Raw genomic sequence first — 24,527 nt, forward strand, 5'->3', positions numbered from 1 at the left:
CGGCCCCCGGACACGCCGAAGGGCGGTCACCGGCAAGGTGACCGCCCCTCGGTTCAGGCTGCTCGCTTACTGGTTGTACGGACCGTAGTCGTAGTCCTCCAGCGGCACGGCCTGGCCGGAGCCCGCGCCGAACGGCGAGTAGTCGATGTCGTCGTAGCCGACGGCCGAGTACATCGCGGCCTTGGCCTCCTCGGTCGGCTCGACCCGGATGTTGCGGTAGCGGGACAGGCCCGTACCGGCCGGGATGAGCTTACCGATGATGACGTTCTCCTTGAGGCCGATCAGGGAGTCGGACTTGGCGTTGATCGCCGCGTCCGTGAGGACCCTGGTCGTCTCCTGGAAGGACGCCGCCGACAGCCAGGACTCGGTCGCCAGCGAGGCCTTGGTGATACCCATGAGCTGCGGACGACCGGAGGCCGGGTGACCGCCCTCCTGGACCACACGACGGTTCTCCTGCTCGAACTTCGAGCGCTCGACCAGCTCGCCGGGCAGCAGCTCGGCGTCGCCGGACTCGATGATCGTCACGCGGCGGAGCATCTGCCGGATGATGATCTCGATGTGCTTGTCGTGGATCGACACACCCTGCGAGTTGTACACCTTCTGGACCTCACCGACCAGGTGGACCTGGACGGCACGCTGGCCCAGGATGCGCAGCACGTCGTGCGGGTTGGTGGCACCCACGGTGAGCTTCTGGCCCACCTCGACGTGCTCGCCCTCGCTGACCAGGAGTCGGGCGCGCTTCGAGATCGGGTAGGCCGTCTCGTCGCTGCCGTCGTCCGGCGTGATGACGATCTTCTTGGTCTTCTCGGTCTCCTCGATCCGCACGCGGCCGGAGGCCTCGGAGATCGGGGCGACACCCTTCGGGGTACGGGCCTCGAAGAGCTCGACGACACGCGGCAGACCCTGGGTGATGTCGTCACCGGCCACACCACCGGTGTGGAAGGTACGCATCGTCAGCTGGGTACCGGGCTCACCGATGGACTGGGCGGCGATGATGCCGACCGCCTCACCGATGTCGACCAGCTTGCCGGTGGCGAGCGAACGGCCGTAGCACATGGCGCAGGTACCGACGGCGGACTCGCAGGTCAGGACCGAGCGGGTCTTGACCTCCTCGACGCCGCGGCCGACGAGCTCCTCGATGAGGACGTCACCCAGGTCGGTGCCGGCCGGGGCCAGCACCTGCCCGTCGACGACGATGTCCTCGGCGAGGCAGCGCGCGTACACGGACGTCTCGACGTTCTCCGCCTTGCGCAGCACACCGTCCGCGCCGCGGTCCGCGATGCGGAGCTTGAGGCCACGCTCGGTGCCGCAGTCCTCCTCGCGGATGATGACGTCCTGGGAGACGTCGACCAGACGACGGGTGAGGTAACCCGAGTCGGCGGTACGCAGAGCGGTGTCCGCCAGACCCTTACGGGCACCGTGCGTGGAGATGAAGTACTCCAGCACGGACAGACCCTCACGGAACGACGCCTTGATGGGCCGCGGGATCGTCTCGTTCTTCGCGTTCGACACCAGACCACGCATACCGGCAATCTGACGCATCTGCATCATGTTGCCTCGTGCACCCGAGTTCACCATCATGAAGATCGGGTTGGTCTTCGGGAAGTTGTCGTTCATCGCCTCGGCGACCTCGTTGGTCGCCTTGGTCCAGATCGCGATGAGCTCCTGCGTGCGCTCGTCCTTGGTGATCAGACCGCGCTCGTACTGCTTCTGGACCTTCTCGTCCTGCGCCTCGTAGCCCTTGACGATCTCCTTCTTCGCCTCGGGAACGACGACGTCGGAGATGGCGACGGTGACGCCGGAACGGGTGGCCCAGTAGAAGCCGGCCGCCTTCAGGTTGTCGAGCGTCGCCGCCACGATGACCTTCGGGTAGCGCTCGGCGAGGTCGTTGACGATCTCGGAGAGCTGCTTCTTGCCGACCTCGTAGTCGACGAACGGGTAGTCCTCGGGCAGCAGCTCGTTGAAGAGCGCACGGCCCAGCGTGGTCCTCAGACGGAAGCTGTCACCCTGCTGCCACTCCGGCTCGCCCTCCTCCTGGGCCGGCGGGGTCCAGCCGCGCGGCGGGATGGTGCCCACCGGGAAGCGGATGTCCACGCGCGACTGGAGGGAGAGCTCGCCGGCGTCGAACGCCATGATCGCCTCGGCCACGGACGCGAAGGAGCGGTCCTCGCCCTTCACGTTCCGCATCTCGCCGTCCGTGGTCAGGAAGAACAGACCGAGGACCATGTCCTGGGTCGGCATCGTGACCGGGCGGCCGTCGGCCGGCTTGAGGATGTTGTTCGAGGACAGCATCAGGATGCGGGCCTCGGCCTGCGCCTCCGCGGACAGCGGCAGGTGCACGGCCATCTGGTCACCGTCGAAGTCCGCGTTGAACGCGGTGCAGACGAGCGGGTGGATCTGGATGGCCTTGCCCTCGACCAGCTGCGGCTCGAAGGCCTGGATGCCGAGGCGGTGCAGGGTGGGAGCACGGTTCAGCAGAACCGGGTGCTCCGCGATGACCTCTTCCAGCACGTCGTACACGACCGTGCGGCCGCGCTCGACCATGCGCTTGGCCGACTTGATGTTCTGCGCGTGGTTCAGGTCGACCAGGCGCTTCATCACGAACGGCTTGAAGAGCTCCAGCGCCATCGCCTTCGGCAGACCGCACTGGTGCAGCTTCAGCTGCGGACCGACGACGATCACGGAACGCGCCGAGTAGTCGACACGCTTGCCGAGCAGGTTCTGACGGAAGCGACCCTGCTTGCCCTTCAGCATGTCGCTGAGGGACTTCAGCGGGCGGTTGCCGGGACCGGTCACCGGGCGGCCGCGACGGCCGTTGTCGAAGAGGGCGTCAACAGCCTCCTGAAGCATGCGCTTCTCGTTGTTGACGATGATCTCCGGGGCACCGAGGTCCAGGAGCCTCTTCAGACGGTTGTTGCGGTTGATCACACGGCGGTACAGGTCGTTCAGGTCGGAGGTCGCGAAGCGGCCACCGTCCAGCTGCACCATCGGACGCAGGTCCGGCGGGATGACCGGCACGCAGTCGAGGACCATGCCCCTGGGGCTGTTGGAGGTCTGCAGGAAGGCGGACACGACCTTCAGCCGCTTCAGCGCACGGGTCTTCTTCTGGCCCTTGCCGGTGCGGATGATCTCGCGGAGACGCTCGGCCTCCTCCTCGAGGTCGAAGGACTCCAGGCGCTTCTGCAGCGCCGCGGCACCCATCGAACCGTCGAAGTACGTGCCGAAGCGGTCACGCAGCTCGCGGTAGAGCAGCTCGTCGCCCTCGAGGTCCTGGACCTTGAGGTTCTTGAACCGGGTCCACACCTCGTCGAGGCGGTCGATCTCGCGCTGCGCGCGGTCGCGCAGCTGCTTCATCTCACGCTCGGCACCCTCGCGCACCTTGCGGCGCACATCGGCCTTGGCGCCCTCGGCCTCGAGCTCGGCCAGGTCGGCCTCGAGCTTCTTGGCGCGGGCCTCCAGGTCGGCGTCGCGACGGTTCTCGATCTGCTGCCGCTCGACGGAGACATGCGCCTCCAGGGAGGGCAGGTCACGCGTACGGCGCTCCTCGTCGACGTACGTGATCATGTACGCCGCGAAGTAGATGACCTTCTCCAGGTCCTTCGGGGCGAGGTCGAGCAGGTAGCCCAGCCGCGACGGAACGCCCTTGAAGTACCAGATGTGCGTGACGGGAGCGGCCAGTTCGATGTGGCCCATCCGCTCGCGGCGCACCTTGGCGCGCGTGACCTCCACGCCACAGCGCTCACAGATGATGCCCTTGAAGCGGACGCGCTTGTACTTGCCGCAGTAGCACTCCCAGTCCCGGGTGGGGCCGAAGATCTTCTCGCAGAAGAGTCCGTCCTTCTCGGGCTTGAGGGTGCGGTAGTTGATGGTCTCGGGCTTCTTGACCTCGCCGTGGCTCCACTGACGGATGTCGTCAGCGGTGGCCAGGCCGATCCGGAGCTCGTCGAAGAAGTTGACGTCGAGCACTATGCGTCAATCCCTCTCAGGGTCGTAAGTCTTTCGGTCTGTACGGGGGCCTGGGGGTCGGCGGGCCTGGGGATCAGACCCGCCGGACTCCCGTCAGACCTCTTCGACGCTGCTCGGCTCACGCCGGGACAGGTCGATGCCGAGCTCCTCCGCAGCGCGGAAGACGTCCTCGTCGGTGTCACGCATCTCGATGGACATACCGTCGCTGGACAGCACCTCCACGTTCAGGCACAGGGACTGCATCTCCTTGATGAGCACCTTGAAGGACTCGGGGATGCCGGGCTCAGGGATGTTCTCGCCCTTGACGATGGCCTCGTAGACCTTCACGCGGCCGGTGACGTCGTCGGACTTGATGGTCAGCAGCTCCTGGAGGGCGTAGGCGGCACCGTAGGCCTCGAGTGCCCACACCTCCATCTCGCCGAACCGCTGGCCACCGAACTGGGCCTTACCACCCAGCGGCTGCTGGGTGATCATCGAGTACGGACCGGTCGAGCGGGCGTGCAGCTTGTCGTCGACCAGGTGGTGCAGCTTCAGGATGTACATGTAGCCGACCGAGATCGGGTCCGGGAACGGCTCACCGGAGCGGCCGTCGAACAGCCGCGCCTTACCGGTCGGGAGCACCATGCGCTCGCCGTCGCGGTTCGGGATGGTGTGCTGGAGCAGACCCGCCAGCTCGTCCTCGCGCGCACCGTCGAAGACCGGGGTGGCGACGTTGGTGCCCGGGTCGACCTGGTCGGCGCCGATGGCCTGGAGGCGCTGCGCCCACTCCTCCGCGAGGCCGGAGACGTCCCAGCCGCGGCTGGCGAGCCAGCCGAGGTGGATCTCCAGGACCTGTCCCGGGTTCATTCGGGACGGCACACCCAGCGGGTTGAGGATGATGTCGACCGGGGTGCCGTCCTCCAGGAACGGCATGTCCTCGATCGGCAGGATCTTGGAGATGACACCCTTGTTGCCGTGACGGCCGGCGAGCTTGTCACCGTCGGTGATCTTGCGCTTCTGCGCGACGTAGACGCGGACCAGCTGGTTCACGCCCGGCGGCAGCTCGTCGCCCTCCTCGCGGTCGAAGACGCGCACACCGATGACCTTGCCGGTCTCGCCGTGCGGCACCTTCAGCGAGGTGTCACGGACCTCACGGGCCTTCTCACCGAAGATCGCGCGCAGCAGACGCTCCTCGGGGGTCAGCTCGGTCTCACCCTTCGGGGTGACCTTGCCGACGAGGATGTCACCGGCGATGACCTCGGCACCGATACGGATGATGCCGCGCTCGTCGAGGTCGGCGAGGACCTCCTCGGAGACGTTCGGGATGTCCCGGGTGATCTCCTCGGGGCCGAGCTTGGTGTCACGGGCGTCGACCTCGTGCTCCTCGATGTGGATCGAGGAGAGGACGTCGTCCTGCACGAGGCGCTGCGACAGGATGATCGCGTCCTCGTAGTTGTGACCCTCCCACGGCATGAACGCCACGAGCAGGTTCTTGCCGAGCGCCATCTCGCCGTTCTGCGTGGCGGGACCGTCGGCGAGGACCTGGCCCTCGATGACGCGGTCGCCCTCGTTGACGACGACCTTCTGGTTGACCGAGGTGCCCTGGTTGGAGCGGGCGAACTTGGCCAGGCGGTACGTGATGTACGTGCCGTCGTCGTTGGCGGTGGTGATGTAGTCCGCGGAGATCTCCTGGACCACACCGGCCTTCTCGGCCTTGACGACGTCGCCGGCGTCGACGGCGGAGCGGTACTCCATGCCGGTGCCGACGAGCGGGGCCTCCGACTGGATCAGCGGAACGGCCTGGCGCATCATGTTCGCGCCCATGAGGGCACGGTTGGCGTCGTCGTGCTCGAGGAACGGGATCATGGCGGTCGCGACCGACACCATCTGGCGCGGCGAGACGTCCATGTAGTCCACGTCGTCACCGGCGACGTAGTCGACCTCGCCGCCACGGCGGCGGACCAGGACGCGGGCCTCCGCGAACCGCATGTCCTCGTTGAGCGTGGCGTTGGCCTGCGCGATGACGAAGCGGTCCTCCTCGTCGGCGGTCAGGTAGTCGACCTCGTCGGTGACCTGGCCCTCGACGACCTTGCGGTACGGCGTCTCGACGAAACCGAACGCGTTGACCCGGCCGTAGGAGGCCAGCGAGCCGATCAGACCGATGTTCGGGCCTTCCGGCGTCTCGATCGGGCACATACGGCCGTAGTGCGACGGGTGAACGTCACGCACCTCGAAGCCGGCCCGCTCACGGGAGAGACCACCCGGGCCGAGCGCGGACAGACGACGCTTGTGCGTCAGCCCGGACAGCGGGTTGTTCTGGTCCATGAACTGGGACAGCTGGCTGGTGCCGAAGAACTCCTTGATGGAGGCGACGACCGGCCGGATGTTGATCAGGGTCTGCGGCGTGATCGCCTCGACGTCCTGGGTGGTCATGCGCTCACGCACGACGCGCTCCATACGCGCCAGACCCGTGCGGACCTGGTTCTGGATGAGCTCGCCGACGCTGCGCAGGCGGCGGTTGCCGAAGTGGTCGATGTCGTCGGTCTCGACGACGACCTTCTGGCCGGTTTCGCCGACCGTCTCGGTCTCGCCCGCGTGCAGCTTCACCAGGTACTTGATCGTCGCGATGATGTCCTCGACGGTCAGGATGCCCGCGTCCAGCGGGGTGTCCGTACCCAGCTTCTTGTTGACCTTGTAGCGGCCGACCTTGGCGAGGTCGTAGCGCTTCGGGTTGAAGTACAGGTTCTCCAGGAGAGTCTGCGCGGCCTCACGGGTGGGGGGCTCGCCCGGACGCAGCTTGCGGTAGATGTCGAGCAGCGCGTCGTCCTGGCCCTGGGTGTGGTCCTTCTCCAGGGTGGCGCGCATGGACTCGTAGTCGCCGAACTCCTCGAGGATCCGCTCGGTCGTCCAGCCGAGCGCCTTCAGGAGGACGGTCACGGACTGCTTGCGCTTGCGGTCGATGCGTACACCGACCATGTCGCGCTTGTCGATCTCCATCTCGAGCCAGGCACCCCGGGACGGGATGATCTTGGCGGAGAAGATGTCCTTGTCGGACGTCTTGTCGATGGTGGAGTCGAAGTAGACACCCGGCGAACGGACCAGCTGCGACACGACGACACGCTCGGTGCCGTTGATGACGAAGGTGCCCTTGTTCGTCATGAGCGGGAAGTCGCCCATGAAGACGGTCTGGGACTTGATCTCGCCGGTCTCGTTGTTCGTGAACTCGGCCGTCACGAAGAGGGGCGCGGCGTAGGTGAAGTCGCGCTCCTTGCACTCGTCGATGGAGTTCTTCGGCGGCTCGAAGCGGTGGTCGCGGAAGGTCAGCGACATCGACCCCGAGAAGTCCTCGATCGGGGAGATCTCCTCGAAGATCTCCTCGAGGCCGGACTTGGTGGGAACGTCCTGACCGTTCTCGAGAGCCTCCTCGACGCGAGCCTTCCACGCGTCGTTGCCGAGCAGCCAGTCGAAGCTCTCGGTTTGCAGCGCGAGAAGGTTCGGAACCTCGAGGGGCTCCTTGATCTTTGCAAAGGAGATGCGCAGCGGGGCGGTGCTGGCGCCGTTGTTCGTATTCGCGGTCGAGGCAGTGCGCGAGGCGGCCAAGAGGGGGTCCTTCCGAGGGCTCGGACTCACTACGCGCGTACCGGTTCCCACCGGGCACAGAGATGGAAAGCCTCAGGTCAGAGACTCTTTATCGTCGGTGCTCAAGCGAGGGCATGCTCCTGGTGACGGGCAGGAGACAGCTAACAGGCAGCGCAAAGGGTCAGTGTAGCCACTTGGCACACTGATGTCCAGTGCGGGTTTGCGGGCTCACCACGGAGGCCCTCGTTGTCCCTCAACACCTGCGGCAAGCCACGCCCTCGATGCACATCGATACTGCCCTCTTCGTCGTCGATCCATGCCTCGGATCCGGATCGTTGTGACGACGCGTCCTGAGAATTGCGCGCTGCGTGCAGTTCGTCAAGGCCCCCCATGGCCGAACCGGGTGCTGCCATCGTCACTTGCAACTGTCACCGGGACCCTCGGGAGGCACGACGAAGATCACCATACTCCCCGCGGCGACGGGCGCAAGGCAGCCGCCACCGGACCCCCCTGAACGCCGAAGAGCGACCACCCGGATGGATGATCGCCCTTCCCAGCGTTCGCGTTACAGCCCTGCGGGTGAGCCGCGACCGGATCCCCAGGGCACCGGCTGCGGCGTTCGAGTGAACCGTGGCGGGCACACGCGAAAGGGCCGTACGGAGCGAAGCCCCGTACGGCCCGGTGAGCCCTGGACGGGCCCGGTGAGCCCTGTGCGGGCCCGAGGGTCCCTGCGGGACCCGAGGAGGTGTTACTTGACCTCGACGGAGGCGCCGGCGCCCTTGAGGGCCTCGGCGGCCTTCTCGGCGGCGTCCTTGGCGACCTTCTCCAGGACGGGCTTCGGAGCGCCGTCCACGAGGTCCTTGGCCTCCTTCAGGCCCAGGGAGGTCAGCTCACGCACGACCTTGATGACCTGGATCTTCTTGTCGCCGGCGCCGGTGAGGATGACGTCGAACTCGTCCTTCTCCTCCTCGGCAGCGGCCTCGGCGCCACCGGCGGCACCGCCGGCGACCACGACCGGCGCGGCAGCGGCGGCGGTGACGTCGAACTTCTCCTCGAAGGCCTTCACGAACTCGGAGAGCTCGATGAGGGTCATCTCCTCGAACTGCGCGAGCAGGTCTTCCTGGCTGAGCTTCGCCATGATGGGCGATCCTTCCAATAAGTCGGCTGGTGCCGGATGTACATGTGTGGCGGGCGTACGTTCGGCCCGCTACGACCGTCGCCTCAGGCGGCGGTCAGTGCGCGAGCCGAATTACTCGGCACCGCCCTGCTCGGCCTGCTTGGCGCGAAGAGCGTCCAGGGTGCGGACGAGCTTCGACGGCAGCGCCTGGAAGACAGAGGCAGCCTGGGACTGCTTGCCCTTCAGAGCACCGGCCAGCTTGCTGAGCAGAACCTCGCGGGACTCGAGGTCCGCAAGCTTCTTGATCTCGTCGGCGGACAGCGCCTTGCCTTCAAGGACACCGCCCTTGATGACGAGGTTCGGGTTGTCCTTGGCGAAGTCACGAAGACCCTTCGCCGACTCCACCGGGTCACCGGTGACGAAGGCGACCGCCGTCGGACCGTTGAACAGGTCGTCGAGCGTCGTGATCCCGGCCTCGTTGGCCGCAATCTTGGTCAGCGTGTTCTTCACCACGGCGTACTGGGCGTTCTCACCGAGCGAACGGCGCAGCGTCTTGAGCTGCGCCACGGTGAGACCCCGGTACTCGGTCAGCACGGCGGCGTTCGAGCTGCGGAACTGCTCCGCGAGCTCGGCTACCGCGGCAGCCTTGTCGGGCCTTGCCATAGAGCGTCGGCCTCCTTCCGGGTGATGAGGACCGCTCGGAAGGGGCTGGCAAAACGAAACGCCCCGGCGCAGGCGCACGGGGCGGACTCGACCGGTCGCACGCGCGGATGAGGCGCGTACTCCGGGAGTTCTTCCACTGTCACCTGCGCGGGTCGTCCGCAGTTCAGCGGATCCTTCGGCCACCGCGCCCTCATCCGAGCACACGGCAACGACCAGCGGTCTTTGGCTTCAGCAGGAGAGTACGGGAACGGATCGCCGACAAGCAAATCCGCTCCCCGGCTCGGCTGGGCTCAGCCCTGCTGGGCGCCCTTCATCAGGGCAGCGAGGTCGGCCGTGTCCTTGGCGGGCGGGGCCGTCACCGTCACCGGCTTGTTGTAGTCGAGGAAGGTGATGGTCATGTCCAGCGGGCCCTTGGCGGCGTCGCCACGCATCCGGAACTGCTTGGTGTGGTCGCTGCCGTCGATCCACATGTCCATGGTCATCTTGTCGGCGCCCATCTTGGCGTACTGGTCGAGGCTCTTCTCGCGCCGCTCCAGGGTGGCCTTGTCCAGCTTCTGCGTCTTCAGGTACGCGCGCATGTCCGCAAGGGTGAGGTCGCCCTTGTAGTGCGTCGTCTTCACGCCGTCGACGGTCTCGGAGCCGACCTTCGTCACATGCTTGGAGCTGGTGAGGAACGTGGAGTCCTGGGCCGGGTTCTGACCCGCCTGTCCGGCGCCCATCTGGTCCATGTTCAGCTGCTTGTCCGCGCCCATCGCGGCCAGGTCGAACTTGATCCAGTGCTTGCCGTCCATCACCTTGGCGGCCCCGGCGCCCCCGCCGATGTACATCGCCTTGTCGACGAGCCGGATCTCGACCGGGCCCTCGGTCTTCTGCTCCGTCGCCGTCATCTTCATGCTCATGGCGAGGGGCTTCATGCTCATCCGCGCCTCGGCCTGCACCTGGCCCGCGCCCGGCACCTTGCCGGTCATCCGGTAGTGCAGGGACGTGATCTGCTCGGTGGCCTTCGCGGCCTTGGCGACGGCCGCGGCGGGCGTCATCTCCGGCGACTTCTCCTCGGCGCCCTTCGAACAGGCGACCGCTCCGCCACCCAGGACCAGGGCCGCCAGCACCGCACCGGCCGCTCCGCGCTCCACCCGGCCACGCATAGCAAACTTCATGATTCCCCCCAGAGAACTCATGGATGATCCATAGCAAGACCGCGAGCTTATACCGAAGCGCCGACAGTGGCTCGCGGTATCCCTGCCGCACCCCCTGGGCCGGCGGCTTCGGCAGGCGGCGGAAGCGGTGTCCTACGAACCCCGGGTGCTCATCAGTTCCTTGAAGTCGGCGGTGTCCGCCGCCGGGGGCCGAGCGGCGGACACCTGCACGCCGTAGTCGCGGTAGTAGGCCGTGGCGGACATCCGGCCGCCGACCAGCTCCCCCTGCTCGGCCTTCTTGACCAGCAGGCCGCGGTCGTCGACCCAGATGTCGACGGTCTCCGTGGCGACTCCGGCCTGCTCCAGCTGCTTCCTCAGCCCGGCGGCGTCCTCGCCGGTGAGGGCCGCCGGGGTGACCGTGCCCGAGTAGTGCGTGGTGCGGCGGCCGCGTACCGTCTCCTCGCCCACCCTGCGCACGTCCCCGCAGGCCCGCAGCAGCCTGACCGGCTGGAGCGGCGCCGTGGTGCGCAGCTGGTCCGTGAGATACGCCCCCGAGCCGCCCGGCAGGGTCGCCAGATCGCCGTACCCGTAGCGGATCCAGTGCCGGCCGTTCAGGCGGCGGGCGAATGTGTCGCCGACCTTCGCGTAGTAGGCGTCGGGCAGCAGCCGCGCCTCCATGGACGCACCGCTCAGGGCGCGCATGGTGGCGGCGAGCTGTCCGCCGGTGTAGGTGATGCGGAGGGTGCCGACCTGATCGCCGGACCAGCCGAGCGCGCCGTCCGTCTTCAGGGAGAGCATCCCGCCCATGGCGGTGGAGGACTCGATCCGGGCGGAACCGGCCCTGACGGTGGCCTGCTCGACGGCGCGCAGGGCAGCGGCGGACCTGGGGTCGACCCGACCGGCCCGGCTGCCGGAGGGCGCCGCGGAACCCTTGGGGGAGTCGGTGTCGCCGGAGGCGCTGCACCCCGCCACGGCGGACAGCGCGGCCACCACCGCGATCGGGAGGATCCCGCGCCTGAAGATCCTGTCCCTCATCCGTTCCCCCCTCGCGCGCTCCGTGATCTTCACGCTAACCCCGACCCGGGGAATTCGGCCCGCACGTCCCCCGAAACGGCATGTGCCTCTTTGCCGCCCTCCCGGGGGCGACGAGCACAAAAGACGCCGGGCCCCGCACCTTCGAGGTGCGGGGCCCGGCGTCAGCTGCGCGTGCCCGCGGCTGCCGTCAGGATCAGACGGCGGCCGGGTCCTCCTCGACGAGGAGGTTGCGGGTGCGGTTCGGGTCGACCGGAACGCCGGGGCCCATCGTGGTGGTGATGGCGGCCTTCTTGATGTAGCGACCCTTGGCGGCGGACGGCTTCAGACGGAGGATCTCCTCCAGCGCGGCGCCGTAGTTCTCCACCAGCTTGGTGTCGTCGAAGGACACCTTGCCGATGATGAAGTGCAGGTTCGAGTGCTTGTCGACGCGGAACTCGATCTTGCCGCCCTTGATGTCCGTGACGGCCTTCGTCACGTCCGGGGTCACGGTGCCGGTCTTGGGGTTCGGCATCAGACCACGGGGACCGAGCACACGGCCGAGGCGGCCGACCTTGCCCATGAGGTCCGGGGTGGCGACGACGGCGTCGAAGTCCAGACGGCCCTTCGACACCTCGTCGATCAGCTCGTCGGCGCCGACGATGTCGGCGCCCGCGGCACGAGCGGCCTCGGCACGGTCACCGGTCGCGAAGACCAGGACCCGGGCGGTCTTACCGGTGCCGTGCGGGAGGTTCACGGTGCCACGGACCATCTGGTCGGCCTTGCGCGGGTCGACACCCAGACGGAAGGCGACCTCGACGGTGCCGTCGAACTTGGTCGTGGAGGTCTCCTTGGCGAGACGGACGGCCTCGAGCGGGGCGTACAGCTTCTCCCGGTCGATCTTGGCGTCCGCAGCGCGGAGAGCCTTGCTGCGCTTGCTCACAACTGCTCCTGTGTGTTCTGAAAGGAGTCGTGGTACGGGCCGAGCAGGCCCTGCCACGTGCGGCCCTCGGGCCGCGTGATCTACGAAGGTGGGGGTCAGCCCTCGACCGTGACGCCCATGGAACGCGCGGTACCGGCGATGATCTTCGCCGCCGCGTCCAGGTCGTTGGCGTTGAGGTCGGGCAGCTTGGTCTGGGCGATCTCGCGGACCTGCGCCTCGGTGATCTTGGCGACCTTGGTCTTGTGCGGCTCGCCGGAGCCCTTCTCGATGCCCGCGGCCTTGAGGATCATCTTGGCGGCCGGCGGCGTCTTGGTGACGAAGGTGAAGGAACGGTCCTCGTAGACCGTGATCTCCACCGGGATGACCCAACCGCGCTGCGACTCGGTCGCGGCGTTGTAGGCCTTGCAGAACTCCATGATGTTGACGCCGTGCTGGCCCAGCGCCGGACCGACCGGCGGGGCCGGGTTGGCGGCACCGGCCTGGATCTGGAGCTTGATAAGCCCCGTGACCTTCTTCTTCTTGGGAGGCATTGCTCTCTCCGGGTCCTTAGTGAGAGTTTTCCGCCATCCATCCGGATCATCCGGATGGAGGCATACCGCACAACGATAACGGGTACCGGTGCGCGGCCAAAAACCGAGCAGGTCAGACCGGCTATCTCAGCCTGCCTGACCTGTTCGGAAGTACTCGTACCAGCGGAACTAGTTCTTCTGGATCTGGTCGAAGCTCAGCTCGACCGGCGTCTCGCGGCCGAAGATCTCCACGAGGCCCTTGACCTTCTTGGAGTCGGCGTTGATCTCGTTGATGGTCGCCTGGAGCGTGGCGAACGGGCCGTCGGTGACGGTGACCGAGTCGCCGACCTCGAAGTCCAGCACCTGGACCTCGACCTTGCGCTGCGGAGCGGGCTTGCCCTCGGCCTCGGCGGCCTCGCGGGCGGCCTTCTCCTCGGCCTCCGGGGCGAGCATCTTGACGATCTCGTCCAGGGTCAGCGGGTACGGGTCGTAGGCGTTGCCCACGAAGCCGGTGACGCCGGGCGTGTTGCGGACGACGCCCCAGGACTCGTTCGTCAGGTCCATGCGCACCAGGACATAGCCCGGGAGCTTGTTCTGGCGGATGGTCTTGCGGTCGCCGTTCTTGATCTGGACGACCTCTTCCTGCGGCACCTCGGCCTGGAAGATGTAGTCCTCGACGTTCAGCGAGACGGCACGCTGCTCGAGGTTGGTCTTCACGCGGTTCTCGTAGCCGGCGTACGTGTGGATCACGTACCACTCGCCGGGCAGCGAGCGCAGCTCCTCGCGGAGGGCTTCGACGGGGTCGACCGGCGCGGCCTCCTCGTCGGCGGCCTCGTCCTGCTCGGTGACCTCGTCCTCGTCCACGACGCGCACGGCGGCCTTCTCGGCCGGCTCACCCGCCTCGGCTTCGGCAGCCTCGAACTCGTCCTGCTCGTCCGCGCCCTCGACGATGTCGAGCTCGTCATCCACGGACTCGTCCGGCTCGATGGCGTCGTTCAGGTTCGGGTCAGACACGGTGGCTGCTTCTTCCTGGATACATAGGGGTGGAACACGCGAAAGGGACGCCGGGCACCTCGGCGTCCTTCGCTCTCGGCTCAGCCGAAGACGTACTTGGCGGCGTGGTTGAGCCCATAGTCAATCAGAGTCACCAGGGCGATCATGATCGCGACGAAGAAGATCACCACGGTGGTGTACGACGTCAGCTGGTTCCTCGTCGGCCAGACGACCTTGCGGAGCTCCGCGACGATCTGGCGGTAGAAGAGGGCAAGGCGCTTCAGCGGGCCCTTCTTGGCTCGCTTACCGCCCTTGCGGGACTTCTTCTTCGACTCCTGCACCTCGTCCTGGGCGTCAGGCATGTCGATGGAGCCCACGGCGTCCGTCACTCGTCCTCACCTGATTCCCGGGTCGTGGCCGTGCCGCGCCCGGTGGAGCCGCACGGCGAGTGCAATACATACAGTACTGTGCGCACACTTCCTGGTCGGGGAGTGTGTAGCAGGGCCGGAGGGACTTGAACCCCCAACCGCTGGTTTTGGAGACCAGTGCTCTACCAATTGAGCTACGACCCTTTGTTGTGTACCCCAACGTACCGCATCCGGCCGGGTGCTCGGTGTACACCGGCACGGTCGCCGCCGCTGGAGGCCAACGAGGTGAGAGTGTACGTGCTCCACGGCCGGTCGTCGAACAGAAAGTACCCGTACGGGCCTTGCCCGTCGAAGATCGGCCAGGCCATCGCCCGGATCCGCACTGGTGTCCATTCGCGGGCCCCGTGCGGTTCAGTCTGTGAAACCCCCGTGCCGCGGGCGTTTCGCGTCTGAAACGATGGGTTCCATGAGCGCTGCAATCCCTCCCACCGAGCGTCGGGTCTCCACCCGGATCGGCGCGATCTCCGAGTCCGCCACCCTCGCCGTGGACGCCAAGGCCAAGGCCCTCAAGGCCGCCGGGCGCCCGGTGATCGGCTTCGGCGCCGGTGAGCCCGACTTCCCGACGCCGGACTACATCGTCGAGGCGGCCGTCGAGGCCTGCAAGAACCCGAAGTACCACCGCTACACGCCGGCCGGTGGCCTGCCCGAGCTGAAGACCGCGATCGCCGCGAAGACGCTGCGCGACTCCGGCTACGAGGTCGACGCCTCCCAGGTGCTGGTCACCAACGGCGGCAAGCAGGCCATCTACGAGGCCTTCGCGGCCATCCTCGACCCGGGCGACGAGGTGATCGTCCCGGCGCCGTACTGGACGACGTACCCGGAGTCGATCCGGCTGGCCGGCGGTGTCCCGGTGGAGGTCGTCGCGGACGAGACCACCGGTTACCGCGTCTCCGTCGAGCAGCTGGAGGCGGCCCGCACGGAGAAGACGAAGGTCGTCCTCTTCGTCTCCCCCTCGAACCCGACCGGCGCGGTCTACAGCGAGGCCGAGGCCGAGGCGATCGGCCGCTGGGCGGTCGAGCACGGCCTGTGGGTGCTGACGGACGAGATCTACGAGCACCTGGTCTACGGCAACGCCACGTTCACCTCGCTGCCCGCGATCCTCCCCGAGCTGCGCGACAAGTGCATCGTGGTCAACGGCGTCGCCAAGACGTACGCGATGACGGGCTGGCGCGTGGGCTGGATCATCGGCCCCAAGGACGTGGTGAAGGCGGCGACGAACCTCCAGTCGCACGCGACGTCCAATGTGTCGAACGTCGCCCAGGTGGCCGCCCTGGCGGCCGTGTCGGGCGACCTCGAGGCGGTCGCGGCGATGCGCGAGGCCTTCGACCGGCGCCGCAAGACCGTCGTGCGGATGCTGAACGAGATCGACGGCGTCGTCTGCCCGGAGCCCGAGGGCGCCTTCTACGCGTATCCGTCGGTGAAGGCGCTGGTCGGCAAGGAGATCCGCGGCAAGCGCCCGCGGAACACGGTGGAGCTCGCCGCGCTGATCCTGGAGGAGGCCGAGGTCGCCGTCGTACCCGGCGAGGCATTCGGCACCCCCGGCTATCTGCGGCTGTCCTACGCCCTCGGTGACGAGGACCTGGTCGAGGGCGTGAGCCGGATCCAGAAGCTGCTGGCGGAGGCCCGGGACTGACGTCTCAGGGGCTCACGCCTCAAGGGGGCGCGGTGGGTGCATGCACCCACCGCGCCCCCTTCGTTTGTGCGAGCAAGACCACGTACGGGGAAACCGCTTCCGGGACCCCCGACCCATGCGGCAGGATCCTGGGATGGAGCACGTACGTGATGTCTCTGAGCTGCCGAAGGCCCATCTCCATCTGCACTTCACCGGGTCGATGCGGCCCGCCACCCTCCTGGAACTGGCCGACAAGTACGGCGTACGGCTGCCCGAGACCCTGACCGAGGCGCTGGTCAGCGGGGAGCCGCCCAAGCTGCGGGCGACGGACGAGCGGGGCTGGTTCCGCTTCCAGCGGCTGTACGACGCGGCGCGCTCGTGCCTGAGAGAGCCGGAGGACATCCGGCGGCTGGTGCGGGAGGCCGCGGAGGAGGACATCAAGGACGGGTCGGGATGGCTGGAGATCCAGGTCGACCCGACGTCGTACGCGCCCCGCCTGGGCGGTCTCATCCCGGCGCTGGAGATCATCCTCGACGCGGTTGACATGGCGATGCGGGAGACCGGGCTCGGGATGCGCGTCCTGGTCGCGGCGAACCGCATGAAGCACCCCCTGGACGCCCGCACCCTGGCGCGCCTGGCGGTGCGCTTCCGCGACCGCGGCGTGGTGGGCTTCGGTCTGTCGAACGACGAACGCCGCGGCCTGGCCCGGGACTTCGACCGCGCCTTCGCCATCGCCCGCGACGGCGGCCTGCTGTCGGCGCCGCACGGCGGAGAGCTGACGGGGCCGTCGTCGGTGCGCGACTGCCTGGACGACCTGCACGCCGACCGGGTGGGCCACGGCGTGCGCGCGGCGGAGGACCCGCGATTGCTCAGGCGCCTGGCGGAGCGCGGGGTGACATGCGAGGTGTGCCCGGCGTCCAACGTCGCGCTGGGCGTCTACGAGAAGCCCGAGGACGTCCCCCTGCGGAAACTGTTCGAGGCGGGCGTCCCGATGGCACTGGGCGCGGACGACCCGCTGCTGTTCGGCTCGCGCCTCGCCGCCCAGTACGAGATCGCCCGCCGCGACCATGGCTTCACGGACGCGGAACTGGCGGAGCTCGCGCGGCAGTCGCTGCGCGCGTCCGCGGCCCCGGCCGACGTGAAGGCGAAGCTGCTGGCGGGGGTGGACTCCTGGCTCGACACACCAGCCGTGTGACGGGTGCGGCCCTCGGCGCGGCAGGCAGGGACGTCGGACCCGGCCGCTACGGGCTCCCGGCGACGCGGATCCCGCTCAGCAGGGTCCGCGCGAGGCGGCGTGCGAAGTCGTCCACGGGCGGCCGCGCACCCGTCTCGGTCGCGTCGTAGGCGAACGCGCGCTGCGCGCAGGCGCCGAGGAGGAGGGACGCGGCCGCGAAGGTGTCCGCGTCGGCATGGATGCGCCCGGCGGCCTGCTCGGCCCCCAGATAGGCGGCGACACCTTCGATGGGCACGTGCGGGCCCGCCCCCATCTCCCGCATCGCCTCGTCGTGCCGCCGCTTGAGCTGGGTCTCCGCGTACAGCGAGGCCGCGATCGGGAAGCTCTGCTCGTAGAAGAGGGCCGCCTGGCGGGCGATGTCGGTGAGGTTCTCCTCCAGGGTGCGCCGTCCGGGCTCGGCGGCGAGGCTGCGCAGCAGCGGGGTGAGCCGCGGCAGGCGCTCGTGCAGGACCTGGATGAACAGTTCCTCTTTGCTCGGGAAGTACTTGTAAAGCGCCGCTTCCGAGCAGCCGGCCGCCTTGGCGATCTCCTTGGTGGTGGCCCGGGCGAGCCCGACGCTGAGCATCAGGTCGTGTGCGGCGTCGAGGATGCGGACCCGGGCAGGCTTCGGCTGCGTCTGCTGCATGGGCACCAAGGATTCCATGGCCGCTCCCAGGGCTTGACGGGTGGGTGAGTACTTACCCACTCTAGGAGGCGAAGCGGTGAGTAAACACTCACCCACCCCTTCCCATCCAAGTACGGCGTACGGGAGTACCCATGAAGCTCACCGTTTTCGGTGCCACCGGCGGCATCGGCCAGGAAATCGTGCGGCAGGCGCTGGACGCGGGACACGAGGTCACCGCGGTGGTCCGGGACCCGGCGCGGCTCACCGCGACGGGGACGAACCTGACGGTCTTCCGCGCCGACCTGTCCACCCCGGAGGCGCTCCGCCCCGCCGTCGCCGGCCGGGACGCGGTGCTGTCCGGGCTCGGCGCGCGCAGCCGCAAGGACGCCGGGGTCGCCGCCCGGCTGACCCGCACGGTGCTGGGTGCCGTGGAGGCCGAGGAAGTGCGCCGGCTGCTCGTGGTCAGCGCCGCTCCGGTCGGCCCCGAGCCCGAGGGGGACGGGATGCTGGACCGCACCCTGCGCGGTCTTGTCTCGGCGGTGCTCAAGGACGTCTACGCCGATCTCAGGGAGATGGAGGCCGAGCTGGCCCGCAGCGCCACGGACTGGACGGTCGTGCGCCCGCCCCGCCTTCAGAACAAGCCGCTCACCGGCACCTACCGCACGGTCGTCGGCGGCTTCCCGCGCGCCGGCCGCTTCATCGCCCGCGCCGACGTGGCCCACGCGATGCTGGCGATGACGGACGACCCGGGGACGGTGAAGCAGGGGGTGGGGGTGGCCTACTAGGCACTACTTGGGCAGCTGGTTACCGCTGGGGCGGCCTGGTTCCCCCTGGGGCGGCTCAGAGGCTCACGCCCACCGTCACCGGCTCGTTGACCAGGGTGATCCCGAAGGCCTCGCGGACACCGGCGACGACCTCGCGCGCGAGGGCCAGCAGATCCTCGGTGGTCGCGCCGCCGCGGTTGGTGAGGGCCAGCGTGTGCTTGGTGGAGATACGGGCGGGCCCGGTGCCGTAGCCCTTGGTGAAGCCCGCCTTGTCGATGAGCCAGGCCGCGGAGGTCTTGGTGTGGCCGTCACCCGCCACGTACGCGGGCGGCTCCACGCCCTCGCCGAGTCGCTCCTTCACGCGCGCCTGAAAGGCGGCGAACTCCTCGTCCGTGAGGATCGGATTGGTGAAGAAGGAGCCCGCCGACCAGGTGTCGTGGTCCTCGGGGTCCAGCACCATCCCCTTCCCCGCACGCAGCTTCAGGACCGTCTCCCTGGCGGCGGCCAGCGGCACGCGCTCGCCCGGCTCCACACCGAGGGCGCGGGCCGTCTCGGCGTACTTGACCGGACCGGACAGCCCCTGCGCGTCTTCCAGTGCGAAGCGGACGCGCAGGACGACATAGCGCTCGGGGTCTGCCTTGAAGCGGCTGTGGCGGTAGGAGAACGCGCATTCGGCGTTCCGGAGCGTGACCGTCTCGCCCGCCGTGCGGTCGTACGCGATCACCTCGGTGATCGTGGCGGAGACCTCCTGGCCGTACGCCCCCACGTTCTGAATCGGGGTCGCACCCGCGGAGCCGGGGATTCCGGCGAGGCACTCGACTCCGGCGAGTCCTGCCTCGACGGTACGGGCGACGGCGTCGGTCCATACCTCGCCGGCGGCCAGCTCCAGCGCCGTGCCGTCGAGGGAGAAGCCCTTCGTGGCGATGCGCAGGGCGGTGCCGTCGAAGCCCTTGTCGCCGATGACCAGGTTGGATCCGCCGCCGACGATCAGCAGCGGGGTGCCGGAGCCGTCGGCCTCGCGGACTGCGTCGATCACCTCGGCGTCCGTGGTGGCGGTGATCAGGCGGGTCGCGGGGCCGCCCAGCCGGAAGGTGGTCAGCGGGGCGAGCGGGGCGTCATGGAGTTCCTGCACGCGCCAAGACTACGAGACGGCGCCGACAGCCCCCGCACACCCGTACGCGGTCCGCGTACGGGTGCGCGGAGTGTCGGACGCGCGGCCTCGGCCGTCAGGCCAGTCGTACGACCGCCCGGGACATGCCCAGAACCTTCTGGCCCGCGCTGGTCGCCGTGAGGTCGACGCGGACGGTCTGGTCGTCGAGCTTGGCCGCGACCTTTCCGCTGACCTCGATGACGGCGCCCTGGTCGTCGTTGGGGACGACGACGGGCCGGGTGAAGCGGACCCCGTACTCGACGACCGCGCCCGGGTCGCCGACCCAGTCGGTCACCACACGGATGGCCTCGGCCATGGTGAACATGCCGTGCGCGATGACGTCCGGCAGGCCGACCTCCTTGGCGAACTTCTCGTTCCAGTGGATCGGGTTGAAGTCCCCGGAGGCTCCCGCGTACTGCACGAGCGTGGCGCGGGTGACGGGGAAGGTCTGCGTCGGCAGCTCCGTGCCGACCTCGACGGTGTCGTACGCGATCTTCGCGGTCATGTGCGTCATGCCTCCTCGTCCGCCGCCCGGGCCACGAGCTTGGTCCAGGCGGTCACCACATGCTCACCGGCCTCGTCGTGGACCTCGCCGCGGATGTCCAGGACGTCGTTGCCGGCCAGCGACTTGATCGACTCGATGGTCGAGGTCACACTCAGCCGGTCACCGGCGCGCACCGGACGGTTGTAGGCGAACTTCTGGTCACCGTGCACGACCCGGCTGTAGTCGAGGCCGAGTTGGGGATCCTGGACGACCTGGCCCGCGGCCTTGAACGTGATCGCGAAGACGAAGGTCGGGGGGGCGATCACATCGGAGTGGCCGAGTTCCTTGGCGGCCTCCGGGTCGGTATAGGCCGGGTTGGCGTCCCCGATCGCCTCCGCGAACTCGCGGATCTTCTCCCGCCCCACCTCGTAGGGGTCGGTGGGCGGGTAGGACCGCCCCACGAAGGACTGGTCGAGCGCCATGGACTCGGCACCTCCTGTTGTTCTGCGGATCTGGCCTCACCGAGGCAGCCGACGCCGTTGCGGCCGGTTCTGCGTTCGGCCGGTGAGGCCCATTCTGGCGCCCGGACGACACGGCCGAGCCCCACTTCCCGGTCGACACGGGCGGCGGCCCCTGTGCTGGGTCACGGCGGCCGGTCAGACGTCCGGCCGGTGAACCGTGGCTCCGGCCGGTGGGAAGGCGGCTTCGGCCGCCGCAACGCCGCGAGGCCGTCCCCACACTGTGGGGACGGCCTCGCGTACGAGCCTGATTTATCGCGTCTCGCGGTGCGCGGTGTGCGCGTTGCAACGCGGGCAGTGCTTCTTCATTTCAAGACGATCCGGGTTGTTACGCCGGTTCTTCTTGGTGATGTAGTTCCGCTCCTTGCACTCCACGCAGGCCAGCGTGATCTTCGGGCGGACGTCGGTGGCAGCCACGTGAGTGCTCCTTGACGAACGGGTGGACAAAATAACGCAAGAAAGAGTAGCCGATCGAAGGACCGACCCCACAATCGGCTACTGTGAGTAGCGGTGACCGGACTTGAACCGGTGACACAGCGATTATGAGCCGCTTGCTCTACCGACTGAGCTACACCGCTTCGATGCGATCGGGATCCGCCTTGCGGCGGAAACCTCCCACACCAGAGCCCCAAAACGGAATCGAACCGTTGACCTTCTCCTTACCATGGAGACGCTCTGCCGACTGAGCTATTGGGGCGAGCGATGAAGACATTACACGGTCGCCCGCCGTTCGCCCAAATCCATTGCGCGGCACCCCTCGGCAGCCCCAGGAGCCCCGTACCGGCAAGCACCACACCGGTACGACTATTGCGCTCCTCCCCGTCCTGGCCGGGTCGTCACCCTAGGCTCGACTCACTCTCCGTGATCTTGCCCCCCGGTGCGCAGACGCCCCGAGCCACAGGAGCGCGATGCCCGACAGCCGATCGCAGCCGCCCCACTCCTCGCCCTCGCCGTCGGGACCGGCCGACCCGAACCCCCTGCTGCTCTGCGGAGCGCGGCTCACCGACGGGCGGACCGTGGACGTGCGGCTGGGCGGCGGGCGCATCGAGGCCGTCGGTACCGCGGGCAGCCTGGCGGTGGGGGCGGCCGGCGCCCGCGTCGACCTCCGCGGCTACCTGCTCCTGCCGGCTCCCGCCGAACCCCACACGCACGGGGACACGGCCCTGTCCGCGGACGGTGACGGGCCGGTGTCGTACGACCCCGAGGAAGTCCAACGCCGTGCCACCGAGGCCGCGCTGCTCCAGCTCGGGCACGGGGCCACGGCCCTGCGCTCACACGTGCACATCGGCGATGTCCAGGGGCTCGAAGGGCTGGCGGCGGTCCTGCGTGCGCGGCGCTCTCTGAGCGGGCTCGCCGAGCTGACGACAGTGGCGATGCCCCGGGTGCTGACAGGGGCCGCCGGAGCGGACGGGCTCGCGATGCTGCGGGACGCGGTCAAGATGGGCGCGGCGGTGGTGGGCGGCTGCCCGGACACGGACCCCGATCCGACGGGATACGTGGAGACCGTCCTCGAACTGGCCTCCGAGTACGGCTGCCCGGTCGACCTGCACACGGACGCCGACGACCCGGCGCGTCTCGCCCGGATCGCGGCGATGGCGGGCGGATTGCGCCCCGGGGTCGCACTGGGCCCGTGCGGCGGTCTCGGGCGGCTCCCCGCGGGCGCGGCCGCCCGCGCCGCGGACCGGCTCGCCGCCGCCGGGGTCACGGTGGTCTGCCTGCCCCAGGGCGGCTGCGGCGGCGTCGACCGGCGCGACACCGCTCCGGTACGGCTGCTGCGGTCGGCCGGAGTGCGGGTGGCGGCGGGCAGCGGGGCCCTCAGGGATGTGTCGAACCCGGTGGGGCGCGGGGACCCGCTGGAGGCCGCGTATCTGCTGGCCTCGCGGTACGGACTCCGTCCCGAGGACGCGTACGAGATGGTGAGCGCGTCGGCGCGGGCCGCACTCGGGCTGCCGGAGGTACGCGTCGAGGCGGGCTTCCCGGCGGAGCTGCTCGCCGTGCGCGGCGCACAGCTGGCGGGGGCGCTGTCGCTCGCGTACAGCCGGATCGTGGTGCACCGGGGGCGCGTGGTCGCTCGCACGAGCGCGGTGCGGGAGTACTGCGGCTCGGCGGCGGTGGCCCTGGATCTGCCGCGTCAGGGGCGGGTCCAGCCGTCCTGACATCCGGCCCCGGCCATGGATGCGCCTCGTCAGATCCGTGTGGAGGCGCGTCGATCCGTGTGTCGAGCCATGTCGATGCACCCTGGTGCCGAGCCGTGGAGGAACCCCGGTGGTGAGCCGTGCGTGAGGTCGTGCGGCAAAGGAGCCCCTCCGGGCGTACGGTCGAAGACATGCGCATTGTCATCGCTGGTGGTCATGGTCAGATCGCGCTGCGGCTGGAGCGGTTGCTCGCCGCGCGTGGTGACGAGGTCGCGGGCATCATCCGCCGCGCGGAACAGGCCGACGATCTGCGGGCAGCGGGCGCCGAACCGATCGTCTGCGACCTGGAATCGGCGTCGGTGGAGGAGATCGCCGCGCACCTGGAGGGTGCCGATGCGGCCATCTTCGCGGCCGGTGCGGGCCCGGGCAGTGGCGCGGCCCGCAAGTACACGGTGGACCGGGACGCGGCCATCAAGTTCGCGGACGCGGCGGAACGGGCGGGCGTACGCCGTTTCATCATCGTCTCCTCGATGGGCGCGGACCCGGAGCACCCGGGTGACGAGGTCTTCGACGTGTACCTGCGTGCCAAGGGCGAAGCCGACGCGTACGTGCGCGCCCACAAGTCCCTGGACTGGACGATCCTGCGCCCCGGCTCCCTGACGAACGACGCGGGCAAGGGCCTCGTACGTCTGGAGGCACACACCGGCCGTGGCACGATCCCGCGGGACGACGTGGCGGCGGTCCTCGCGGAACTCGTCGACACGCCCGCGACGGCCGGTCTGACCCTGGAACTGATCAGCGGCTCGACCCCCGTGTCGGTGGCCGTGAAGTCCGTGGCGGGAAACTGACTCCCCGATCACTCAGGGCTGCTGACGGCGCGTGGGACGTCCGCGACGCAACGTCACCTCTCAGAAGAGCGGCAGCTGACCGGGGAACTCCGGTACGACGTAGCCGTCCAGGGTGGGCTGGGCTGCATCCGCGTGCGCGAGCCGGCGGGACCCCGGGCAGGAGACGAGCGCCCCGTCTGCGCGCGCCCCCGGCGGGTCGTGCCGCGCGAACCGCCCCGCCACGATGGCGATTTCCCGACGGCACTCGGGGCAACTCCTGCGCGGCGACGACATGCCCTCAGCGTACGAGAACCGGCGGGACAAGGTCAGTCGGCGAAAGGGACCGACAGGCCCGCCGATGAAGAGGACGGACGGGCCAGTCGGCGGAGGGGGCGGCGGCCCGGCCGGTGGAAGGGCGCAGCGGGTCAGCCGAGGTAGGGAGCGTGCCGGTTGTCGTCCGTCGCGTGCTCGATCCGCAACCGCCGGTGGCGACGGCGTGGACGGGCGTGGACGGGCGCGGACGGCGGTGAGTGAGACTACTCACCCGGCTGCCACCTCAACCGCCACCCAGCACCCAGGCACCCAGGCACCCAGGCACCCAGCAATGAAGAAACCCCCTCCGATCCACGTTTCCGCAGGTCGGAGGGGGTTTACCCCAGAGTGGCGGCGCCAGGATTCGAACCTGGGTAGGCTTAGCCGACAGATTTACAGTCTGCTCCCTTTGGCCGCTCGGGCACACCGCCGGGGATTGCTGCCGTGGAGCCGCTTTTTTCCGCGGTGCTCCCTGGCAACGACGTAAACGATACCTGATGCGCAGGGGTGCTCCGCCACCCAATAGATCGGCAGTCCGAGCGGGACGGGATGACTACGCTTAA

General features: G+C 68.8%; 21 protein-coding genes and 4 tRNA genes. 5 read left to right on the top strand and 20 right to left on the bottom strand.

Annotated features, from left to right (window positions below; translation table 11 throughout):
• Positions 1–66: 66 nt before the first annotated feature.
• The 11 genes from ABZ823_RS04395 to ABZ823_RS04445 form a co-directional block, all read right to left on the bottom strand.
• Entirely contained in the window at positions 67–3,966 is a 3,900-nt protein-coding gene (locus ABZ823_RS04395) for a DNA-directed RNA polymerase subunit beta' (RefSeq protein WP_361653496.1), read from the bottom strand.
• Positions 3,967–4,059: 93 nt separating this feature from the next.
• Positions 4,060–7,545, bottom strand: coding sequence for a DNA-directed RNA polymerase subunit beta (rpoB, locus tag ABZ823_RS04400; RefSeq protein WP_361653498.1), 3,486 nt, complete (start codon positions 7,543–7,545; stop codon positions 4,060–4,062).
• A 727-nt stretch (positions 7,546–8,272) separates the two neighbouring features.
• Complete coding sequence (gene rplL / locus ABZ823_RS04405) at positions 8,273–8,662, bottom strand: 50S ribosomal protein L7/L12 (RefSeq protein ID WP_361653500.1); 390 nt, start codon at positions 8,660–8,662, stop codon at positions 8,273–8,275.
• Between the two features lie 111 nt (positions 8,663–8,773).
• Entirely contained in the window at positions 8,774–9,304 is a 531-nt protein-coding gene (gene rplJ / locus ABZ823_RS04410; protein ID WP_361653502.1) for a 50S ribosomal protein L10, read from the bottom strand.
• A 290-nt stretch (positions 9,305–9,594) separates the two neighbouring features.
• The gene (locus tag ABZ823_RS04415; protein WP_361653504.1) at positions 9,595–10,461 is read right to left on the bottom strand and encodes a DUF1396 domain-containing protein; all 867 of its coding nucleotides are present in this window, start codon (positions 10,459–10,461) and stop codon (positions 9,595–9,597) included.
• 132 nt (positions 10,462–10,593) lie between these two features.
• Complete coding sequence (locus tag ABZ823_RS04420) at positions 10,594–11,475, bottom strand: hypothetical protein (protein WP_361653506.1); 882 nt, start codon at positions 11,473–11,475, stop codon at positions 10,594–10,596.
• Between the two features lie 193 nt (positions 11,476–11,668).
• On the bottom strand, positions 11,669–12,394 hold the full coding sequence (gene rplA, locus ABZ823_RS04425; RefSeq protein WP_361653508.1) for a 50S ribosomal protein L1: 726 nt from the start codon (positions 12,392–12,394) through the stop codon (positions 11,669–11,671).
• 95 nt (positions 12,395–12,489) lie between these two features.
• Positions 12,490–12,924 carry a 50S ribosomal protein L11 gene (gene rplK, locus ABZ823_RS04430; protein ID WP_316750050.1) on the bottom strand — a complete coding sequence of 145 codons (435 nt, stop codon included), beginning with the start codon at positions 12,922–12,924 and terminating at the stop codon, positions 12,490–12,492.
• Positions 12,925–13,092: 168 nt separating this feature from the next.
• Complete coding sequence (gene nusG / locus ABZ823_RS04435; RefSeq protein ID WP_361653510.1) at positions 13,093–13,917, bottom strand: transcription termination/antitermination protein NusG; 825 nt, start codon at positions 13,915–13,917, stop codon at positions 13,093–13,095.
• An 80-nt stretch (positions 13,918–13,997) separates the two neighbouring features.
• On the bottom strand, positions 13,998–14,285 hold the full coding sequence (secE, locus tag ABZ823_RS04440) for a preprotein translocase subunit SecE (RefSeq protein WP_361653512.1): 288 nt from the start codon (positions 14,283–14,285) through the stop codon (positions 13,998–14,000).
• A gap of 110 nt (positions 14,286–14,395) precedes the next feature.
• Positions 14,396–14,468, bottom strand: a tRNA-Trp gene (locus ABZ823_RS04445).
• Between the two features lie 262 nt (positions 14,469–14,730).
• Between ABZ823_RS04445 and ABZ823_RS04450 the strand changes: the two genes are divergently transcribed.
• Both ABZ823_RS04450 and ABZ823_RS04455 read left to right on the top strand, forming a co-directional pair.
• Positions 14,731–15,957, top strand: a complete 1,227-nt coding sequence (locus ABZ823_RS04450) for a pyridoxal phosphate-dependent aminotransferase (protein WP_361653514.1) — start codon at positions 14,731–14,733, stop codon at positions 15,955–15,957.
• Between the two features lie 133 nt (positions 15,958–16,090).
• Positions 16,091–17,131, top strand: coding sequence for an adenosine deaminase (locus ABZ823_RS04455; protein WP_361653516.1), 1,041 nt, complete (start codon positions 16,091–16,093; stop codon positions 17,129–17,131).
• Between the two features lie 46 nt (positions 17,132–17,177).
• Here ABZ823_RS04455 and ABZ823_RS04460 read toward each other — a convergent pair whose 3' ends face one another.
• A complete protein-coding gene (locus tag ABZ823_RS04460; RefSeq protein ID WP_361653518.1) occupies positions 17,178–17,813 on the bottom strand; it encodes a TetR/AcrR family transcriptional regulator in 636 nt (211 codons plus the stop codon).
• Positions 17,814–17,926: 113 nt separating this feature from the next.
• Here ABZ823_RS04460 and ABZ823_RS04465 point away from each other — a divergent pair, with 113 nt between their 5' ends.
• A complete protein-coding gene (locus tag ABZ823_RS04465) occupies positions 17,927–18,559 on the top strand; it encodes an NAD(P)H-binding protein (RefSeq protein WP_361653520.1) in 633 nt (210 codons plus the stop codon).
• A 55-nt stretch (positions 18,560–18,614) separates the two neighbouring features.
• Here ABZ823_RS04465 and ABZ823_RS04470 read toward each other — a convergent pair whose 3' ends face one another.
• From ABZ823_RS04470 to ABZ823_RS04495, 6 genes are all read right to left on the bottom strand, one after another.
• Entirely contained in the window at positions 18,615–19,670 is a 1,056-nt protein-coding gene (locus tag ABZ823_RS04470) for a UDP-N-acetylmuramate dehydrogenase (RefSeq protein ID WP_361653522.1), read from the bottom strand.
• Positions 19,671–19,764: 94 nt separating this feature from the next.
• Positions 19,765–20,193, bottom strand: a complete 429-nt coding sequence (locus tag ABZ823_RS04475) for a MaoC family dehydratase (RefSeq protein WP_361653685.1) — start codon at positions 20,191–20,193, stop codon at positions 19,765–19,767.
• Between the two features lie 5 nt (positions 20,194–20,198).
• Positions 20,199–20,654 (bottom strand): MaoC family dehydratase N-terminal domain-containing protein, encoded by a 456-nt coding sequence (locus tag ABZ823_RS04480; protein ID WP_361653524.1) that lies wholly within the window; start codon positions 20,652–20,654, stop codon positions 20,199–20,201.
• Positions 20,655–20,942: 288 nt separating this feature from the next.
• Positions 20,943–21,107: a 50S ribosomal protein L33 gene (gene rpmG / locus ABZ823_RS04485; protein WP_003948671.1), complete on the bottom strand. Its 165-nt coding sequence runs from the start codon at positions 21,105–21,107 to the stop codon at positions 20,943–20,945.
• A gap of 88 nt (positions 21,108–21,195) precedes the next feature.
• Positions 21,196–21,268: transfer RNA gene (locus ABZ823_RS04490), tRNA-Met, on the bottom strand.
• A 46-nt stretch (positions 21,269–21,314) separates the two neighbouring features.
• Positions 21,315–21,387: transfer RNA gene (locus tag ABZ823_RS04495), tRNA-Thr, on the bottom strand.
• Positions 21,388–21,598: 211 nt separating this feature from the next.
• On the opposite strand from ABZ823_RS04495, the gene ABZ823_RS04500 reads away from it, so the two are divergent.
• Positions 21,599–22,846, top strand: a complete 1,248-nt coding sequence (locus tag ABZ823_RS04500; protein WP_361653526.1) for an amidohydrolase family protein — start codon at positions 21,599–21,601, stop codon at positions 22,844–22,846.
• A 170-nt stretch (positions 22,847–23,016) separates the two neighbouring features.
• Entirely contained in the window at positions 23,017–23,673 is a 657-nt protein-coding gene (locus ABZ823_RS04505; protein WP_361653528.1) for an SDR family oxidoreductase, read from the top strand.
• A gap of 60 nt (positions 23,674–23,733) precedes the next feature.
• Here ABZ823_RS04505 and ABZ823_RS04510 read toward each other — a convergent pair whose 3' ends face one another.
• Both ABZ823_RS04510 and ABZ823_RS04515 read right to left on the bottom strand, forming a co-directional pair.
• On the bottom strand, positions 23,734–23,946 hold the full coding sequence (locus ABZ823_RS04510; RefSeq protein ID WP_361653530.1) for a hypothetical protein: 213 nt from the start codon (positions 23,944–23,946) through the stop codon (positions 23,734–23,736).
• 367 nt (positions 23,947–24,313) lie between these two features.
• A tRNA-Tyr gene (locus ABZ823_RS04515) sits at positions 24,314–24,395 on the bottom strand.
• Positions 24,396–24,527: the final 132 nt, after the last annotated feature.

Origin of the sequence: Streptomyces sp. NPDC047079 (genome assembly GCF_040643755.1) — a bacterium.
Taxonomy (GTDB): Bacteria; Actinomycetota; Actinomycetes; order Streptomycetales; family Streptomycetaceae; genus Streptomyces.